The 17,506-nt window shown below is 58.1% G+C and carries 13 protein-coding genes and 2 tRNA genes; 7 read left to right on the top strand and 8 right to left on the bottom strand.

Annotation, left to right across the window (positions count from 1 at the left end; genetic code table 11):
* Positions 1-33 precede the first annotated feature (33 nt).
* The 3 genes from J2129_RS12470 to J2129_RS12460 all read right to left on the bottom strand — a co-directional run bounded on the left by J2129_RS12470 (position 34) and on the right by J2129_RS12460 (position 3,268).
* A complete protein-coding gene (locus J2129_RS12470; protein WP_209631166.1) occupies positions 34-870 on the bottom strand; it encodes a geranylgeranylglycerol-phosphate geranylgeranyltransferase in 837 nt (278 codons plus the stop codon).
* 89 nt (positions 871-959) lie between these two features.
* Positions 960-3,113, bottom strand: a complete 2,154-nt coding sequence (locus J2129_RS12465) for a DUF3160 domain-containing protein (RefSeq protein WP_209631165.1) — start codon at positions 3,111-3,113, stop codon at positions 960-962.
* Between the two features lie 80 nt (positions 3,114-3,193).
* Positions 3,194-3,268: transfer RNA gene (locus J2129_RS12460), tRNA-Arg, on the bottom strand.
* Between the two features lie 65 nt (positions 3,269-3,333).
* Between J2129_RS12460 and J2129_RS12455 the strand changes: the two genes are divergently transcribed.
* Positions 3,334-4,461 (top strand): tRNA (guanine(10)-N(2))-dimethyltransferase, encoded by a 1,128-nt coding sequence (locus J2129_RS12455; protein ID WP_209631164.1) that lies wholly within the window; start codon positions 3,334-3,336, stop codon positions 4,459-4,461.
* Between the two features lie 144 nt (positions 4,462-4,605).
* On the opposite strand, the gene J2129_RS12450 is transcribed toward J2129_RS12455, so the two are convergent.
* The gene (locus tag J2129_RS12450) at positions 4,606-5,574 is read right to left on the bottom strand and encodes a hypothetical protein (RefSeq protein WP_209631163.1); all 969 of its coding nucleotides are present in this window, start codon (positions 5,572-5,574) and stop codon (positions 4,606-4,608) included.
* 667 nt (positions 5,575-6,241) lie between these two features.
* Here J2129_RS12450 and J2129_RS12445 point away from each other — a divergent pair.
* Positions 6,242-6,391 carry a hypothetical protein gene (locus J2129_RS12445; protein ID WP_209631162.1) on the top strand — a complete coding sequence of 50 codons (150 nt, stop codon included), beginning with the start codon at positions 6,242-6,244 and terminating at the stop codon, positions 6,389-6,391.
* A gap of 18 nt (positions 6,392-6,409) precedes the next feature.
* Here the strand turns inward: J2129_RS12445 and J2129_RS12440 are convergent, their stop codons facing one another.
* Complete coding sequence (locus tag J2129_RS12440; protein WP_209631161.1) at positions 6,410-7,522, bottom strand: GTP-binding protein; 1,113 nt, start codon at positions 7,520-7,522, stop codon at positions 6,410-6,412.
* A gap of 164 nt (positions 7,523-7,686) precedes the next feature.
* Here J2129_RS12440 and J2129_RS12435 point away from each other — a divergent pair.
* Both J2129_RS12435 and J2129_RS12430 read left to right on the top strand, forming a co-directional pair.
* A tRNA-Glu gene (locus J2129_RS12435) sits at positions 7,687-7,761 on the top strand.
* Positions 7,762-8,113: 352 nt separating this feature from the next.
* Positions 8,114-8,302 (top strand): hypothetical protein, encoded by a 189-nt coding sequence (locus tag J2129_RS12430; protein WP_209631160.1) that lies wholly within the window; start codon positions 8,114-8,116, stop codon positions 8,300-8,302.
* Between the two features lie 474 nt (positions 8,303-8,776).
* Here the strand turns inward: J2129_RS12430 and J2129_RS12425 are convergent, their stop codons facing one another.
* Positions 8,777-10,093, bottom strand: coding sequence for a hemolysin family protein (locus J2129_RS12425; RefSeq protein ID WP_209631159.1), 1,317 nt, complete (start codon positions 10,091-10,093; stop codon positions 8,777-8,779).
* 639 nt (positions 10,094-10,732) lie between these two features.
* On the opposite strand from J2129_RS12425, the gene J2129_RS12420 reads away from it, so the two are divergent.
* The 3 genes from J2129_RS12420 (at position 10,733) to J2129_RS12410 (ending at position 14,041) form a co-directional block, all read left to right on the top strand.
* Positions 10,733-12,175: an MATE family efflux transporter gene (locus tag J2129_RS12420; protein ID WP_209631158.1), complete on the top strand. Its 1,443-nt coding sequence runs from the start codon at positions 10,733-10,735 to the stop codon at positions 12,173-12,175.
* Between the two features lie 24 nt (positions 12,176-12,199).
* Positions 12,200-12,874: a MarC family protein gene (locus J2129_RS12415; RefSeq protein ID WP_209631157.1), complete on the top strand. Its 675-nt coding sequence runs from the start codon at positions 12,200-12,202 to the stop codon at positions 12,872-12,874.
* A gap of 126 nt (positions 12,875-13,000) precedes the next feature.
* Complete coding sequence (locus J2129_RS12410) at positions 13,001-14,041, top strand: hypothetical protein (RefSeq protein WP_209631156.1); 1,041 nt, start codon at positions 13,001-13,003, stop codon at positions 14,039-14,041.
* A 900-nt stretch (positions 14,042-14,941) separates the two neighbouring features.
* On the opposite strand, the gene J2129_RS12405 is transcribed toward J2129_RS12410, so the two are convergent.
* A complete protein-coding gene (locus J2129_RS12405; RefSeq protein WP_348632343.1) occupies positions 14,942-15,892 on the bottom strand; it encodes a transposase in 951 nt (316 codons plus the stop codon).
* A 325-nt stretch (positions 15,893-16,217) separates the two neighbouring features.
* Positions 16,218-17,084 carry a C1 family peptidase gene (locus J2129_RS12395; protein ID WP_209631153.1) on the bottom strand — a complete coding sequence of 289 codons (867 nt, stop codon included), beginning with the start codon at positions 17,082-17,084 and terminating at the stop codon, positions 16,218-16,220.
* Positions 17,085-17,506: the final 422 nt, after the last annotated feature.

Genomic DNA, 17,506 nt, shown 5'->3' with positions numbered 1-17,506 from the left:
AAAAGGTGGGATATTTTTTGATTTTTTTCAGGTTCAGTATATCACCGCGGCGGCGGTGAAGACCAGCAACGAGAGGAACATCCCTTTCTTCAGGGTCGAGGTGACGCGGGAGTCGCGGACACAGGCCGGCGTGGCGCACTCGCGCACCCCCGCCGACCTGACGAAGACGAGAAGGTTGAGGGCGCCGATGGCAAGGAGGTACGGGAGGCCCCACCACCGGAAGACCGGGAGCATCGAGAGGACGGCGGCCGCAAGGGCGAAGCCGAGGGCAAGCCCGACCGACCTGGGCACCCCGAGGATCATCGGGAGAGTCCGGGCCCCGCCGGCGCGGTCGCCCTCGACGTCCTCGGCGTCTTTGAGCACCTCGCGGGCAAGCATGGCGAGGAGGGTGACCCCTGCCACCGGGAGGTTGGCGGCAAGCCCCGCGGGCCCGGCGAGCGCCCCGCCGAAGAGGAAGATCGAGGACGAGAGGTAGGCGACGGCGAGGTTGCCAAGAAAGGGAGTACCCTTGAGGCGCACGGCGTAGAGCACCAGGAGCACCGAGTTGAAGACGGCGATCCCAAGACAGAGAACGTTGGTGAAGAACGCCAGGACGACGCCGCCGGTAAAGAGGAGCGCGGCATAGACGAGCGCCCCGCGCCTGGAGACCGCACCCGAAGGTACGGGGCGGTCAGGGCGGTTGACGGCGTCGATCTCGGCGTCGCAGTAGTCGTTGATGGTGTTGCCTGCGGCGGTGACAAGGGCGATGATCCCGATGAGGAACGCCGCCTCAGGCCTGACCGTGCCGGTGGCGATGAGGTAACCGAGCACCCCGGCGAGCCCGGCGACGACCGAGTTGACCGGGCGGGTGATCGCAAGATAGCCGTGCATGCTGGAAAAAAGGTGAGCGGGAGAGGTATTTCAATCCCACTCACCTGACGACGACGAGGCGCCCCACCCCGGTCAGGAAGGAACGCACCTCACGCCACCGCCGCATACCCGGCGGTCCACCAGGGCCTGGGCGGGGGATCGTCCCTGAGCATCTGCATCCATGCCTCGTCGGTGAGGCGGTCGTCGAGCGGGTGCGTGAACTCGTAGTACGAGAGGACCGGACCGGCGCAGAGAGTGGCCTCGCCGTCTGAAGCGGGACAGGCGACGACGATGAGGTCGACGTACCCCACGCCCTCTTCGAGGACGATGTCATCGTACGGGTCTGAGTGCACGTCGGCGACCAGAGTCGTCTGTTCCTCAAGGCCGAGAACAAGGCCGTCGAGGGTCTCGGCGGCGCCCCTGATGAAGGCATGGTCATCGGCGGTGAGGGGGACGCCTTCGAGTTCTTTCATCGAGAGGGCGGTGAACCGGTCGATCACCTCGCCAAGGGCGCTGAGCCGGTGCTCTGCGTCGGGGTCAAGGACGCCGAGGTCAAAGAGCCCGTCGGCGGTCATGGCGTTGAGGGCGGCGAGGCGGTGGTAGGCCTCCGGGACCGGCTCGACATAACCCGGGATCTCTGGCGTCTCAAGGGGGAGCCGCACACCACCCTTAGCGAGGGTATAACTCTGCTTGGCATAGAGGAGGGTGTCGTGGCGGAGTTCGGTCCATGAGGCAAGCGAAGTGGTGAGTTCTTTCTCCTGCCAGGCCCGGGTCTGCATGAAGGTCGGGTAGCCTTCCCCGAACTCGACGAGGAGCGGGCGGAGCGAGTCCAGCCAGGCCCAGTAGAGGGTCTGGTGCCACTCGGTCTCGTTGCGCGCGGCAAGGTCCTCCTCAAGCCTGCCATAGATCGTAGCATAGTTCATGTAGGCGCTGTCCCCGCCCTCGTCCAGGAGAGCGCGGCCCCGGTCTGAGCCGAGGAGGGCCATCAGGTCCAGGCCGGTCGGAATGCTCCTTTCCTCGTCGATCATGGTGAAGGGCGCACCGGTCCCGTTGAACGTGCCGGTGTACGGAAAGACAAGTTCTGAGAAGACGTACGAGTCGGGGACGGCACGCTGGCCCATGAACCTGAAGCCCATGGTGGCGTTGAGCACCGCCCGCGCCTCTTCAGGCGACCCGACAATCTGGTAGCCGGTCCCGCTGTAGATCGTCGGCGGCGCCAGGGTCAGGAGTTCCTGCCTGAGTGCTTCGACCTCGTCAGGAGCGAGGGTCTGCTTCGCCTCGCCGAAGAGCCGTTCCATCGCGGCGATATAGTCCGCGGGCCCGAGGTCGTCCGCGTAGCCGACATAGAAGGAGGTGACCTCATAGACGCGGTCCCAGTGCGCCTTCAGGTCAGGGTCGGCGACGAGGAGTGCCGAGGTCTGGGCGGCGGCCGCGGTCTGGACGCGCGCCTCCTCCTCACTGACCTCGCGGGTGGCGTTGAGGAGGAAGGGCATCCGTCCGTGCCACATCATCGCCTGGAAATAGTGTTCCAATTCCTCTGACTTCGTGTAGTGGCCGCGTGGGCGGTACTGGGTGTAGTCCTCGGTGTACGAAAAGAGAGGCGAGGGCGCAAGCCCGGCCTGCCCCTCGATGAGGGCGAGTTCGGCCGCGGCCTCGTCACGGACCTCGGCCGGGACAGGGTGGGCTGAAGGGTCGAGGAGGGCGACGGCCACGGCATAGTAGCCCATGTTCAACCTGGCCGCCTCCTTCGCCTCGCCAGAACTCTGCCGATAGGCTCCCTCTGAGGCGTTGAGCAGAGCGGTGTCGAGAGCCAGGAGGTCGCCTGCGAGGGCGTCCATCTCGATCCGGCAGAGGGTGTCGTCGAACTGGGCATGATAGAGATGGTAGAGGGTGTCAGAGGAGAGGAAGAGCGGGACGTCATGCTCGCCAAGCGTCCTGTACGGCCTGACGATCTGGCTTTCTGGGCCGAACGGGTAGGCGGCGACGACAAACCCGTGCTCCTTGAGGAGGGCCTGCTCCCCCTCGCCGAGGTCGAGGGCGGCGACGACCTCGTCCCAGTTCGTAATATTCTCGGGGTCAAGGGGGAGGGGGTACTGCGGTGCCGACGGCGTGACCTTCAGGGGCTCGGACAGATAATACCCGGCAAAGCCGGGATCATTCTCCGCCGACGCACCCTCGATCGGAGGGGCGGGTCCGTCTACGGTGGTGCACCCCGCAACGAGGAGGGCCGCACCAAGGATAAGGACCGGAAGTATTCGGTGCATGATCTCACGACTGGAGATCTGGCCGACGGCGCAATAAAGATATCCAAGACTGCGAATACAATCGCAGCGATAAAATCGAGCGGGCTTGAGGGGATTCGAACCCCTGGTATTCAGCTTAGGAGGCTGACGCCCTATCCTGGCTAGGCCACAAGCCCTCAGTGCCTATAGATGTTGGTGCCAGGAAGGTATTAAGGTTTTGAGAGGTCACCTCTCTGCCGCAATGGAGAGAGTACGGGTCACCGAGGGAAAGACGTCATTTTATGCACCGGTCCAGGATACGAACACGCAGTTCCCCCCGGGGTCAGCCCCCATTTTCTACAATCCAAGGATGGAGGCGAACCGGGACGCCACCGTCCTCTTCCTCTCGGCGGTCCGCCCTTCCGAGTATCTCGATGCGATGGGGGCGACCGGAGTGCGCGGGCTACGGGTCGCACACGAGACTGGGGTCCATGCCACCATCAACGACCTCGACCCTGCGGCGGCGGCAGAGATCAGGGCCAATGTCGAGGACCTGGGTCTCGACGCCGAGGTGACCTGTCAGGACGCCAACGCCCTGATGAGCAGTCGCCGGTTCGACTGCGTGGACCTCGACCCCTTCGGGACGCCGGCGCCCTTCACCGACTCAGGGTGCCGGAGCGCACGGCGGTTCCTCTGCATCACCGCCACCGACACCGCCCCGCTCTGCGGCGCCCACCTCAAGGCAGGGATGCGCCGCTACTGGGCGCGGCCGATGAACACCGAGTACCATGGCGAGGTGGGGCTGCGGGTGCTCCTCGGGTTTGCGGCGCGCCAGATGATCAAGTACGACCGCGGGGTGCGGCCCCTCTTCTGCTTTGCCCACGAGCACTTTGTCCGCCTCCACCTGCGGGTGGTGCCCAAGGTCAGCGCCGCCGAGGAGACCCGCGGCCGGATCGGGTATCTTCTCCAGTGTCCGCACTGCTTCTACCGCGCTGAACACCCAGGGATGTTCCCTGAAGACCGGACCTGCCCGCGCTGCGGGGCGGCCCTCACCCCGGTCGGCCCCCTCTGGCTCGGGGCGATCAACGACCTCCCCCTCCTCGAAGAGATGGAGGCCCTCCTCCCGACGATGAGCCTCGGCACCGCCTCCTATCTCGGGCGTCTCCTCCCCCTCCTCAGGACCGAACTCCCGACCTCGTCGTTCTACGACTACCACAAGGTGGCCAAGCGGCTGCGGACCTCGCCGCCGTCGATGGAGGTGATGCTCCAGCGGGTGCGGGAGGCCGGGTATGCGGCGACGCGGACGCATTATCTCGGAACCGGGGTGAAGACCGAGGCCCCGCTCGAAGTGGTCGAGGCGGCGGTGAAGGGGGAGAACACCGAGAAATAATTCTAAAGAGGGTGCTCCTTTCCCCACCAATCCTTCACAGGACTACAGAGACATACGCATCTCCCTCTTTCCCTCCAGAAAAAGAATTCAACAAAAAAAATGAATCCCCTCTGAAGCCATCAGAGAGAGAAAGTGCAATCCCACTCAGGTGAAGAGTGGATAGACGACTTTCTCTAGAACCCGGTCAATCCCGCCGACTTCTACAAGACGAGAGTCCTCAATTTTCTTAACATTCTGCTCAGACCAGACCCGGTACACACTCGATTCCCCCACAGTAAGGACAATATAGCGTGATGTTGTGCGGATCGTAACGGTCGGATGTTGAGATCCTGGCCGTGAGATCCAGATCGTGTTTTCATTGTACTTCCTCCCCCTTGTCTCCCAGTTACAGGGGGAACTGTTCTGGCGAATCCCTTCACAAAGGTACTTCAGGGCCTTTTTACTCTCATTATTCTTTAAAACGTCAAAGACATGACCAAAACCTAGATCATTATAATATTGTTTCTGTTTAGGGCGTATGAAAGCATCAAACAAAAGATCTGGTCTCTTGTTGAACACTTCGTACAAACATGGCCTGGCTCTGAGATGGCTCTCAAAATTACCCGGTGACCTCTGCTGTGTATGGGAGATCGCATAATTATACCCCCTACACAGATCAATCTGTTTTGGCTCGATAACTTCGTCTATGAAATATTCATCTTCATCCTTGATACAGAGCAGGACACCGATGCCCTCATGATTACATAAATTTCTGATCTCATCCGACACTTTTTCAGCAGGATAGGAGATATAAACGGAAAGCGTATCCAGCCCGACTTTACTCCCCTGAGGAAGAAGAGAATTATCTATCCAGTTTTTCAGACACGACACCGATTGAGTAACGCTCTTTTCACTATTTTCTATTTTGATCGCATGGCCATGGAAATGCAGATAGTCAGAAGAGGTGTTTTCCTCATAGACCTCATAACGGATGCCAAGGACATCGAAAACGAAACTCTCTCCTAAACGAGCATCTATAATATATCCCTGAGAGTACTCATCTCTCTGACATTTTTTCTCTTTTGATAGCCATAGACCGATCCGATTTATCATTCCGCGCATATTAAACCCCATACCCATGGGATATGATCATATATATTCATCCTGAGGATTTCAAGGAACATAAGCCTTTTAAAATTGAAAAAAATCCCGCGATCACTCCATTCACACCAAATATAAGGAAATAGGAAGGGAAAACATCCCCAGAGGGCCGCACACCCTGACGATGTGAGTGGCCAGTGAACAGACATTCACCGCAAAATAGAGTTTAACAAGAGACGATCTGATCTCTCCACGATCATCTCTGATGAGTTCTAAGCTCGTATGACTGAATTATCTTCAGGCTTTGTAGAATCCCTCATAGATCGATATATCTGGGTGCCCTCTCCCTCCTCACGTCAAAGGCTCCCTCAAAGACTTCGTATTCCCATGCTCGCGCAGGGGGCGCTGCCCCCCCGAGCCCCGGAGGAAGATGGACCAGGAAGGCAGAGGGCGGACGTAGATGACGAGAGGTTGTTATCCTCGACCCCATTCATCCATGTGGCGGGTGTGAGCGAAGCGAAGATGAGAAGATCTCTCAAATGCCCGGCGGCGAAACCCCCAGCGCGATCGAGGCGAGACCGCACGGGATCAGAAGACCGCTCTGACAGATCTATGGGGGTATCTACAGAGCCGAAATATTCTCAAACTCGCTCGCGCTCGTTTCCACCGGACACCATCTCTCTTCGCACGAGGAGGATCAGTGGACGACCTGAGCGAACATGAGATAACTCTCAGGTCTTCGAGTGACGGGCTCGCCGCAGAGATTGCTATCCTGAGGATTTCTACAGTGTCCATCATAAGGAGAGACTACGAGACCGCACAACGATCCGCACACGCCACAAAAATATGAAAAATTTTTCAGAAATATTCAGAACCGCGAGACGATCGTGATGATGTCCTCGTCGGCAAGGACATGCTGGAGACCGACCCGCTGGGCATCGTGCTTGACCGAGTTCCCCCAGACCTTGGCGTACTTGAACTTGTCGACAAAGTCGCGGTGGAGCCGCTGACAGACTTCCTCGACCGTTGAGCCGGACCTGACGATGAGGGGTTCTTCCATATCCGCCTTGCCACCCAGGGGTTTCATGTACAGGCGCATGAACCCAAGGTGGTCATAGATCGCGTCCTTCAGTTCCTCGACATTATATCCTGAGTGGGCCGAGATCATATAGGGCTCTTCACCAAAGCGCCCGGTGACCGTCTCCTTGACCTCCTTCCTCATCTCGTCATCGACAAGGTCGACCTTGTTGACCGCGGCAAAGGCCGGGACATAGACCCGGTTGCCGATCATGGCGTCGATGAAGTCGTCCTGCGTGACATCGCCGCGGATGAGGACGTCGGCATTGTTGATCTTGTTCTCGGCAAGGATCGAGCGGACCTCGTCGAGGTCGAGAGATTCTCTCCCAACATAGTTGAGCCTGATACCCCCGCTTGAAGCCTTCTTAATGGTGATGTCGGGCTTTGGCCTGTTGATCCTGATACCGGCATCATAGAGTTCACGCATCAGGACGTCGAGGTGTTTGCCATTATAGACATCACCAAGAAGAAGGATCAGGTCGGCACTCCGGACGACGGCGATCACTTCCTTGCCACGCCCCTTGCCCATCGCCGCACCGGCAATGAGCCCAGGGATATCGAGGATCTGGATCTTCGCCCCCTTGTGCTCAAGGACACCAGGCACGACCGTGAGGGTGGTGAAGGCATAGGCTGCAATCTCGCTCTCCTTGCCGGTGAGCCGGTTGAGGAGAGTGGACTTCCCCACCGACGGGAAGCCGACAAGCACGACTGTCCCGTCCCCTGACTTCTTGACTGAATAGCCTTCGCCGCCGCCGGCAGAACTCATCGCCCGCTGAACGGCTTCCTCCTTCATCTTGGCAACTTTCGCCTTCAGGCGACCGATGTGTTTGGAGGTGGCCTTGTTATAGGACGTCCGCTGGATCTCATCCTCGATCTCTTTGATCTGATCTTCAAGACCACTCATTCCTCATAAGTCTGTCAGAAGACTACATGAGGATTGTGATGGCGGCCAGCGCTCTGCGCCCGCCACCGTCTCCGAGTCCTCAGGAGGGGCGATCAGGGCGCAGGAAGGGAAATCGTTATATAGCGCACACGTAGACATAATAGACGCACAAGTGTGTGCACCACGCTGCTATAGTGTAGACCGGCCAATCATGCAGGACTCTCACTCCTGCGACTGGGGTTCGAATCCCCATAGCAGCATTCCGACTTTCGGTCCAAATTCCGAACTTTTCTCTGAATGCATTGGGAGAGAGCCTGTGCCATCATGAGATCCCCACGCTCCCGCGGAAATGGTCCTGGATAACAGTCCAGAAGATCCTAAACCAATTCTGGCGGGAGCACATCTCAACCGCCCTTCTCCCCCATCTCGCACTCGAAAATCCGCCCAGGGGGCGTGCCGCCCCCTGACCCCCAGAACGAAAACTGATGGAAGACCGCGTCCTGTCTTCATGATTTCCCTCTGCCGTCCCTGTTCTCTCTTGATCCCGGGGGTGCGGGGGGCACGCGCCCCCGGCGCGAGGGTATGGGAAGGCACCGAATGCGTGGTTATGTCATGGAGAAAGGAGGAGGCGGTCCCCACTATCATTCATCGCTATCTTCGAGGGAGATATGGATGAAGAGTGGAGGGATGACCTCCATGAAAATAATCCTGAAGATCATCTCTCCAGGTTTCCATAATGATTTGAATCCACCTGACCCCTTCAAGAATGATACACAGATCGCAGATACATTTCCTGAATGATCGAGCCTCTGCTTTCCCCGCCCTATCTTGATCCTGGAGGCCAGGGCAGCACCTGCCCTGGCACGAAGGTGCGGGAAGGCACGTCGATCAGACAGGTCGCTCCCATAGAAGGACGAGAAACTTTACTCTGCTCTCTCGCGGGACCCCCCACGGCGACGACAACCGAGGGGCGGCGAAGTGTGTGGATCCCGTCACCTCCAAGGCCAGGAGAAGAGGACGCGGGCTCTGTAGAAATCCTCTGGATATCTCTTTTTTGGCAGAGGGAGGGTTGCACCCCCACATGTTCGTCTATTGTGCCTTCCCAGCCCTATCTTTATCCGGGGGTGCCCTCCCGGCGCGATATATGTGGGAAGGCAATTGAGTTACAGTCACATCAAAAATTTGTGAGGGGTCCAACAGAGCCAAAACTTTCTCACAAGTCAAAAAAAATCGAAGACCCCCCTCTCACCCCCATCTCCTGATCCGCCAGGAGGCCTATGCCGTCGGCGCAGGGTCGGGGGGGAGCGGGGTGACCAGCACCTTGTCCACGCGGTTGCCGTCCATGTCCACCACCTCGTAGCGCAGGTCGTCCAGTTCGATGTAATCCCCGGTCCGCGGGATCCGCTCCAGGACATACATGATCAGCCCGGCAATCGAGTGGTAGCGCCCCTCCTCTTCTCCAGGGAAGACCTCCACCGAGAGCACGTCCTTCACATTCTCGATCGCGGTGCTCCCATCGATCAGCCACGACCCGTCCTCCCTGACGACCACCGGTACCTCTGCCCGTTCCCTGAGGGTACGGACGTCGCCCACGATCGCCTCCAACACATCATGGAGGGTGACAAGCCCCTGCACACTCCCGTACTCGTCAGTGACCAGGGCAATATTCAACCCGGTCTGCTTGAACGACTCGATGAGTTTCAGGACCTGAAGACCCTCAGGGACAAAGAAGGGTTCTGTCATGGCTGCCCTGATCGCCGGCGAGGTGCCCTCCTCCATCTTTGCCAGCACGTTCTTCACCGAGACCATGCCGATGATGTTCTCCTGATCCCCTTCATAGACCGGGAACCTGGAGCGCCCGCTCTGGATCATCGTCTTCACGTTCTCGGCATCTGAGTCATCAAGGTCGAGGGCGACGACATGGGGGCGGGGCGTCATCAGGGACTCGACCCGCCGGTCGTCGAGGTCGAAGATGCCTTCCACCATACTCAACTCAGACCGCTCAAAGACCCCGGCCTCGGCCCCCTCCTCGAGCATGATCTTGATCTCCTCCTCGGTGACCGGGGGCTCTGCAGAGTCTCTGATCCCCATGACCTTGAGCACCGCCTCGGTCGAACAGGTGAGCACGAAGACGACCGGTGTGGCGACGACCGAGAGGATGTGCATCGGGCGTGCCACGACCGAGGCGATCTCCTCGGTCTTGTTGAGGGCGATGCGCTTGGGGACGAGTTCCCCGAAGATCAGGGTCAGGTAGGTGATGGCCAGGACCACCAGGGTGATGCTCAGCACCTGGCTGTAGGGGGCCAGGGCAGGGACCTCCTGGAAGAAGGGGACGATGCCCGCCGCAACCGTCGCCCCACCAAAAGCACCGGCAAGGATCCCCACGAGGGTGATCCCGATCTGGATCGTCGAGAGGAACGTCGTCGGCTGTTCTGCAAGTGCAAGGGCCGCAGCAGATCCAGTATCCCCTTTTTCTGCACGTTGCTGGAGTCTGACCTTTTTGGCCGAGACGATTGCGAATTCAGACATCGCAAAGATGCCATTGAGCACAATAAGGATAACAATAAGAGCAATCTCAAAGAGATACGACATTTGGTTAGTAGAGTGTTTCAAATTGCCGATATATAAATATTTAGAAAGAACGATAATGAACCGCAATTCTGGGACGGCATACGATTTCCCGACCAAAATGACGGGAGAATTATTTTTCATCCCTATAATGATCGCTATCGTCCCCCTGATCTGGTGCACCCGGTCTTATCGGCCATGTTAGATGACCTCTCCTGGACGTGATCTCCTGAAAACCCCATACGACATGCGCATGAAAAGAGAGCACGCTTTATTCCTGGGCGGACTTTGTAGAAACCCTCATCTTTTCTTAGTACGAGCGTGATGCACCCCCCTTCCTCCCTCTGGCCGGGGGCGCTGCCCCCCAGACCGCCGGGATAAAGATAGGGCAGGGAAAGCATAATCAGTGGACTTGAAGAGAGATTGGCCACCCTCGACACTCTCGTGTGGCGGGGATTCTGGGTGCAACCCCTAGATTCAAAGAGAAAAGGCCGCCCTTCACAGGACTATAAGGGTTTCTACAGAGTCATGAGAGACCATATGTCGGCACCATTATCTGCACAGAAAGCAACATTATCCGCTCCTATCCAGAGACCCCCGGAGCACTCAGAAAGGGCATGATCACCCTTCTTCCAGACCCCCAGATATTCTAAAAGGTATGATATGACAGAACTCCCCATCACCCCCGACCAGGACCAGGAACCGGCCGGCCACCAGAACATGATCACCGAAGGTGTCGCCGTTCTCACCGGCGACCCCAAACGTGCCATCTGGAAGATAGGCGGACCGATCATGATCGCCATGCTCTTCCAGGCAGTTTACAACCTTGCCGACGCCGTATGGGTCTCAGGACTCGGCGACGACGCCCTTGCCGCCGTCGGGTTCATCACCCCCATCTTCATGATCTTCATCGGGCTTGGGAGCGGTCTTGGGGCCGGCGTCACCTCGGCCGTCTCACGACGGATCGGGGCGGGAGATAAAGTTGGGGCAGACAATGCCGCGATGCACGGCATCGCCATCATCCTGATCCTCTCGACGGTCGTCACCCCCGCCCTCCTCCTCTTCATCGAACCCCTCGTCCTCGCCCTCGGTGCCGGGGAAACCGCGGGATATGCCGTCGAGTACGGCCGCATCGTCTTTGCCGGGGCCGTGTTCATCCTCTTTGCCGACGTGCTCTATGCCATCTTCACCGCCGAAGGGAACACGCAGAAGACGATGTACGCCTGCGCCGGGTCCGCAGTCCTCAACATCGTCCTCGACCCCATCCTCATCTATGGCGCCGGCATGGGCATCGCAGGGGCGGCCTGGGCGACGATCATCTCGATGGCCGCCGTCTGTGTCCTTCTCCTGTACTGGTCCCTCGTGAAAAAGGAGACCTATGTCGCCATCGACCGGTGGCACTTCTCCCCTGAGAGGCACACGGCCATCGACATCCTCGCGGTCGGGATCCCTGCAAGCCTTGAATTCGTGCTGATGTCGATCGCCGGGATCGTCATCAACTGCATTCTTGTCCATGCCGCAGGCTCCGACGCCGTCGCCGTCTATACCGGGGGATGGCGGATCGTCTTCTTCGCCCTGATCCCGTTCATCGCCATGTCCATCGCCGTCGTCTCGGTGTCGGGCGCAGCCTATGGCGCAAAGAAATACGACAGGCTCAGGGTCGCCCACTCGTTCGCGGTTCAATCAGGCCTCCTCATCGGGCTCGGTCTCTCCCTCCTCACCTGGTTCCTCGCCCCCACCATCGCCTGGATCTTCACCTACTCGGCAGAGAGCGCCCACCTGGCCGGCGGGATCACCGCCTTCCTCATGACCATGTGCTTCTTCTACCCCTTCATCGCACCAGGCATGATGTCGGGCGGAGTCTTCGAGGGGACCGGGAAGGGCCTCTTCGCCCTTGCAGTCGAGGTCCTCAGGAACCTCGTCTTCATCGCCCTTGCCGTCTGGGTGCTCGGCGTCGTCCTCGGGTTCGGAGAAGTAGGGGTCTGGTGGGGGATCGTCGCAGGGAACACCCTCGGCGGGATCGTCGGCTACCTCTGGGCGCGGGTCTATATCTCGCGACTCATCAGACAGGGGTCACCCTCCCCCACCCCCGCCCACAGCCCTTAAGTAACCCCGCGCACTATTGCCGGCATGGACCCGAGCGCCTTCTCAGCCGCGTTCTTCGCCGCCCTCTTCGCCATCGCCAACCCGGTCGGCAACGTCCCCTTCTTCATCATGTACACCACAGACGTCTCCTCGACCCGCATCAGGCACGCCGTCGCCCTCCTCCTCGGGGGGATCCTTGTCGGGACGATGCTGGTGTGCATGGTCTTTGGTTCAGGGATCCTCGGGTTCTTCGGGATCTCGGTCCCGGCCTTCGAGATCGCCGGGGCGATCATCCTGCTCACCATCGCCTTCTCCATGCTCTCGGGGACGCACACCGACCGCACCCATGCCCACACCACTGCCAGGGGCGACGCCTCAGTCTGGAAGCGTGCCGAGGCCGTGATCCCGAAGGTCATCGTCCCCCTCGTCATCCCGATCTATGTGGGCGCCGGCACGATCAGCGCCCTTGTCCTCTACGGCCACCAGACCCTGGCAGACGACGCCCTCCTCCTCCCGGCCGTCGGTGTCGTCCTGGCTGTCTGCCTGCTCATCACCCTCTGCAACCTTGCCTCAGACTATATCCTCCAGTTCTTCGGGAAACAGGGGCTCGAAATCGTGGTCAGGATCTTTGGGATCGTCATCGCCGGGATCGCAGTCCAGATGTTCTTCGAGGGACTCGGGCAGATGACGGTCGGGTTTGTCAACCCGGATATCAAGTAGGTCATATGCCATGGAAGATATTGGTCGGCCTCATGACCCTCCCCACACAGACCCCAGGAACCATTAAGTATGCGTACGGGTGCATCAACCAGCATTGCCGACCATTCTGCACCGGGAGAGAGGCGTATGACCCTGAAGATCACCACATGGAATATCGAGCATGCCGGAAAACTGATCGCCGATCCACCCTCAAAAGCCATCCTGAACCGGAGAGGGAGGGTGAAAAACACCATCGACCAGATCGATCCCGACATCCTCTGCCTGCAAGAGGGACCGAAAGGAGAAGAAGGAATAATCGCATTCGCATCGGAGGTGCTGGAAAACGGCTGGAGTCCGATACTCCTCCATGAAAGAGAAGGTACACGTCCCAACAGTCGTGCATACCATCAGAAAGGAACCCAGTGGATCTGGTTCCTCGTCAGGGCAGGGCTTGAAGGCCGGTGTGCCCTGCAATCACCAGGGATCTGGCAGGCATTCACCGCGTCAACAACCTGGCCGGTGCACTTCTGGGGACAGGAAGAGGCAATGCAACACTCCCATTACCGCCATCCCCAGGTGCTGGCCTACGACACCGGGAACAATCAGACGATCGAGTTCATCGGTGTCCATCTCAAATCCAAGATCAACCGCGAGAGGATAATCCGGGACGACGATGGAAACCTCATCGGCCCCTATGTCAACGAGGCGATCAAGGCCAGGATAAAACTCGCAACCGAGGCCAGAAACGTCCGGCAGTACATCACGTCAAAGTTCAACCAGATCGAACACCCCCACCTCGTCATTCTGGGCGACTGCAATGACGGTCCAGGACAGGATTATTTCGAGAACGCCTATCTTTTCTTTGATCTCGTCAGCAATCTGCAGGGAGACATGATCCTTGCAGAACAGTTCTTCATCCACGCACTGATCGTCGACCCGCCGCATCTCCGCTGGACGGCACGGTTCCGAGACGAGGTGCTGGGGATCCCTGCATCCAAAAACCCCCTCCTGCTGGACCACATCCTCCTCAGCAGGTCGCTTGTCGACGGCACCTCAAACCTCCGTATCGACGATGAGAGGACAAAAGTCGAGCATGAAGCATATGAGATCTTCAATGCCAACTGCACGAATAGCACCCGGACAAGCGACCATCGTCCGGTCTCCCTGGTGCTCAGGGAGTGCACCTGAAAGGCAGAGAAAAAAGGGATCTTTGGCCTTGTAGAAACCCTCATATATCGCAGGGAGAATGTGTGTCACCCGCCTTCCTACCCCTTTGGCCGGGGGCGCGGCCCCCAAACCCCCGGGACGAAGATAGGGACAGGAAGGCATATTCAAACTCCCTGAAGAGGGTATTGTCGGCCTCGACCTATCGTGTCGCGGGGGGTTCGGGGGGCGGCAAGCCCCCCGCCAGAGAGATTCATCAAGAGGATTTCTACAGAGCCGGATCTTTAGGTTTTGTAGAATTTTTCATGAGGGGAAAACATGCCTCAAGCATAGGGGATGGAAATTTCTCGTCGCTTACTCTCCCTCTTTTCAAGACCGGAGACTTGATGGAGACCTTGTTCCATTGCCGCCCCCACCTATCCTCGGTCCGCGGGGGGTCCGGGGGGTGCAACCCCCCGGCGCAAGACGGCGGTGAAGATCCTGTGATAGGGGGTGGCCGATCAGATCGACGTGCCTTCCTCCACCCGTGCGCCGGGGGCGCTGCCCCCGGACCCCAGGGATGAAGATAGGGCGGGGATGGCAGAGGACCGATCACGCGGAGGAATTTTCTATCCTCTGCGTACCGGCTTCAACGAGATATGGGGAGTTCAAACTCTCATCAAAACCTGAAGAGAGGATCGTCAGGATCATTTTCCATGAAAACCCCATTGAAATCAGAAATAGCATTCAATGTGTGGGTTTTCATCGGTTCAGCATGAGGCTCTTGCCTCATCCACTTTCATAGTAATTTTGCATGAAGCGAGAGCACACCTCAAGCATACAGCATGAAAATATCATCTCAGATCTGGATCGATTCTTGACCCTCATCCTTGCGTTCGAGGAGTGACTGCTCCCCCGACTTTCAGTCGTGGGCATCCTGGGATGTTACCCCTGAGATTGCAGTCCCAATCTCATAATATTGATCGCCGCGTTCTGGTCGCGATCCATCACCAACCCGCAATGCGGGCAGGAGTGAACACGATCAGAAAGCGTCTTTGCGACGATCATCCCACATCTGGACCATTGCTGAGAGGTGTTTCTGGGGTTCACCAGGATCACGCGTGAGCCAGCCTCTTCCGCTTTGTTCCCTGTGATCGAGATAAACATATTCCAGGCAACATCTGCAATGATTTTCGCCAGATGATGGTTTTTCTCCATTTTTATGATATTCAGATCCTCGAATACAATTCTGCCGAACCGGTCCACCACCTTCCGGGAGGTCTGATGAGCAAAATTGAGCCGTCTGTTGGCGATCCGTTCGTGGATGTGTACAACGATCTTTCTAGCCTTCTTCTGTTCGGGAGTGCCCTTCTCTGCGTTTGAAAGTCTTCTCTGTGCTTTCGCAAGGGCTTTCTCATCGGTGCGGAAGAACCGGGGGTTCTCGATCTTCTCCCCGTTCGAGAGGGTGGCGAAGGACTCCAGACCCACGTCGATCCCGACTACTGACTCCTTCTGCGGTGCAGGGGAAGGATCATACTCGACCGAGAAGCAGGCATACCACTTCCCGGTCGAAGACCGTCGGATCGTGAGGGTCTTGATCGTCCCTTCGACAGGACGGTGGAGAACGATCTTCACATCCCCAATCTTCGAGAGATGGAGACGACCCCTATCGAGTTTGAACCCATACTGGGGATATGTGAAGCTGTCGTACAGATCCCTCCCTTTGAACCGTGGATGCCCGGGGTTCTCCCCTGCCTTCACCCGCCGGAAGTATGCTTTGAAGGCAAGATCTACGCGCATCTGAACGTTCTGGAGAACCTGAGAATGAACCTGATTCAGATCAGGTCGTTCCTTTTTCCACTGCGTCAGGATCTTGTTCGTCTCATAAAGAGAGATGGAACGCTGTTCCTCTTCCTAGGCGTTCTTCCGCAATGCGAGCGTATCGTTATAGACCCATCGGCATATCTCAAGCGTCTGCTCAAGGAGAGAAACTTGAAACTTTGAGGGATAGATCCGATATCGATATGCCTTACGCATTATGGGGCCATATGGCCTGATGCGTACTAAGATTATCGGAGGACCGCATTCATCCCCCCACTAAAGTGGGGGGCCTTTTGCCTGTTTTCTTCGTAAATCGAAGTCGAGCATCATGCCGCACCCACCTATCTTCTGTCTGTGGGGAGTCCGGGGTTTTCTCCCCGGACACGCCCCCAGAGAAACTTCAGAAGATCCCGGTGTCGATGTATTCGCTTTTAATCAGGGTCCACCAGTCCACAGCCAGTCCTTTGAGGACATACTCATAGGGCAACCATCCATAGCCGCCCGAGCCCCACCTCGCCCCCCAGGAGTTCCGGATCAGCAGTGCCCCGGTTGTTTCAGCGTCGCAGTTGGCGTTCTTGATCTTCCGGTTGTCATCGTACCCCACCGCCACCACCGCATGGCCGCCGAGGACTTTTTCTTTCCTGCACGGATAGGGAATCAGACCGTCGTCATTCGCCTGCTCAATCGAGTCGTAGACCGTGAACCCGAACATCGATGGGAAGCCTGCAGCAAGATGCGCCCGGATCCATTGAAGGGCCTGCTCCTTGGTATAGTTCGGAGGATCAAGTTTGTAATAGTGGATCGGTTGGTATGACTGGCCGAAGGCATAGCAGAACGCCGGAGGCTCCTTGTCGAAATCTGCGATTTTATAGGGCCAGTACTCTTCCGGAGGCACGCCGAAGAGCACCATCGCCCCCATCGTCGTCCTCAGATAGGCCCCGGTGTCACCAGTCCAGTGAAGGAGGTTTCGTGTGGTCTTATAGAGGAACAGCCGCGATGCATCGATATGTTTCCCAAACGCCCTCCTTTCGAAGTACTCAATCAGAGTCACCCCTGCCTGAGCGGTACATGACCCAAGATTGCTCTGGTGCTCAACCGGAGGGCACCACTTCCGAAGGTCCACAGACGCGGGCAATTTCGCCTGGGAAGACCGATCGATTCTGGTCCTCTCAAGCAGCGGTGCAATGGCTTCATGGTCTGGAGAGTAGTCCCTGACATCAGGGTACTCATGCACCCAGCCCATGGCATAGGTATTCTGTTCGGTCATCGTCCATCCTCTCCTCAGGTAGCCGCGAGCAGCCGGAGCGACGGGGAATTCCCCCCACTCAATATATATACCTATCGTAGAGAAGACCAGACCATCCCTGAAGGGCAGGTCACAGCAACATCAAGGCCGTTGAACCAGGACAAAAATAGAAAAAGGACAAGATGAGGTACCAACGCAGGTTATCCAGATCCCGATCACTTCCCCATCATCGGCACCCCGCACTTCGGGCATGCCGTATCCCGGCAGGGCACGCCCCTGACCTTTGTCTTTTCACAGCCGCACGCGGGGCATACACACTTCTCAGGCGGCACCCCCCGCCGACCTTGCCCCCTTCCAGGCGGACCTCTTGCTCCATCAGGCATGATGATGCACCTCAGGCGAAAGTAGCATGCCAGGGTTAAAAATAAACTGGCGAAATTAGT

This window comes from Methanofollis sp. W23, assembly GCF_017875325.1.
In the GTDB taxonomy this organism is placed as follows: domain Archaea; phylum Halobacteriota; class Methanomicrobia; order Methanomicrobiales; family Methanofollaceae; genus Methanofollis.
This window is presented reverse-complemented; position numbering and strand designations above follow the sequence as displayed.

What these genes read in the sequence shown, in the direction of transcription:
- J2129_RS12465 (WP_209631165.1), bottom strand. Translation starts at nt 3,113, where the DNA reads ATGCACCGAATACTTCCGGTCCTTATCCTTGGTGCGGCCCTCCTCGTT.
- J2129_RS12425 (WP_209631159.1), bottom strand. Translation starts at nt 10,093, where the DNA reads ATGTCGTATCTCTTTGAGATTGCTCTTATTGTTATCCTTATTGTGCTC.
- J2129_RS12420 (WP_209631158.1), top strand. Translation starts at nt 10,733, where the DNA reads ATGACAGAACTCCCCATCACCCCCGACCAGGACCAGGAACCGGCCGGC.
- J2129_RS12415 (WP_209631157.1), top strand. Translation starts at nt 12,200, where the DNA reads ATGGACCCGAGCGCCTTCTCAGCCGCGTTCTTCGCCGCCCTCTTCGCC.
- J2129_RS12430 (WP_209631160.1), top strand. Translation starts at nt 8,114, where the DNA reads ATGGAGAAAGGAGGAGGCGGTCCCCACTATCATTCATCGCTATCTTCG.
- J2129_RS12395 (WP_209631153.1), bottom strand. Translation starts at nt 17,084, where the DNA reads ATGACCGAACAGAATACCTATGCCATGGGCTGGGTGCATGAGTACCCT.
- J2129_RS12455 (WP_209631164.1), top strand. Translation starts at nt 3,334, where the DNA reads ATGGAGAGAGTACGGGTCACCGAGGGAAAGACGTCATTTTATGCACCG.
- J2129_RS12440 (WP_209631161.1), bottom strand. Translation starts at nt 7,522, where the DNA reads ATGAGTGGTCTTGAAGATCAGATCAAAGAGATCGAGGATGAGATCCAG.
- J2129_RS12410 (WP_209631156.1), top strand. Translation starts at nt 13,001, where the DNA reads ATGACCCTGAAGATCACCACATGGAATATCGAGCATGCCGGAAAACTG.
- J2129_RS12450 (WP_209631163.1), bottom strand. Translation starts at nt 5,574, where the DNA reads ATGGGGTTTAATATGCGCGGAATGATAAATCGGATCGGTCTATGGCTA.
- J2129_RS12470 (WP_209631166.1), bottom strand. Translation starts at nt 870, where the DNA reads ATGCACGGCTATCTTGCGATCACCCGCCCGGTCAACTCGGTCGTCGCC.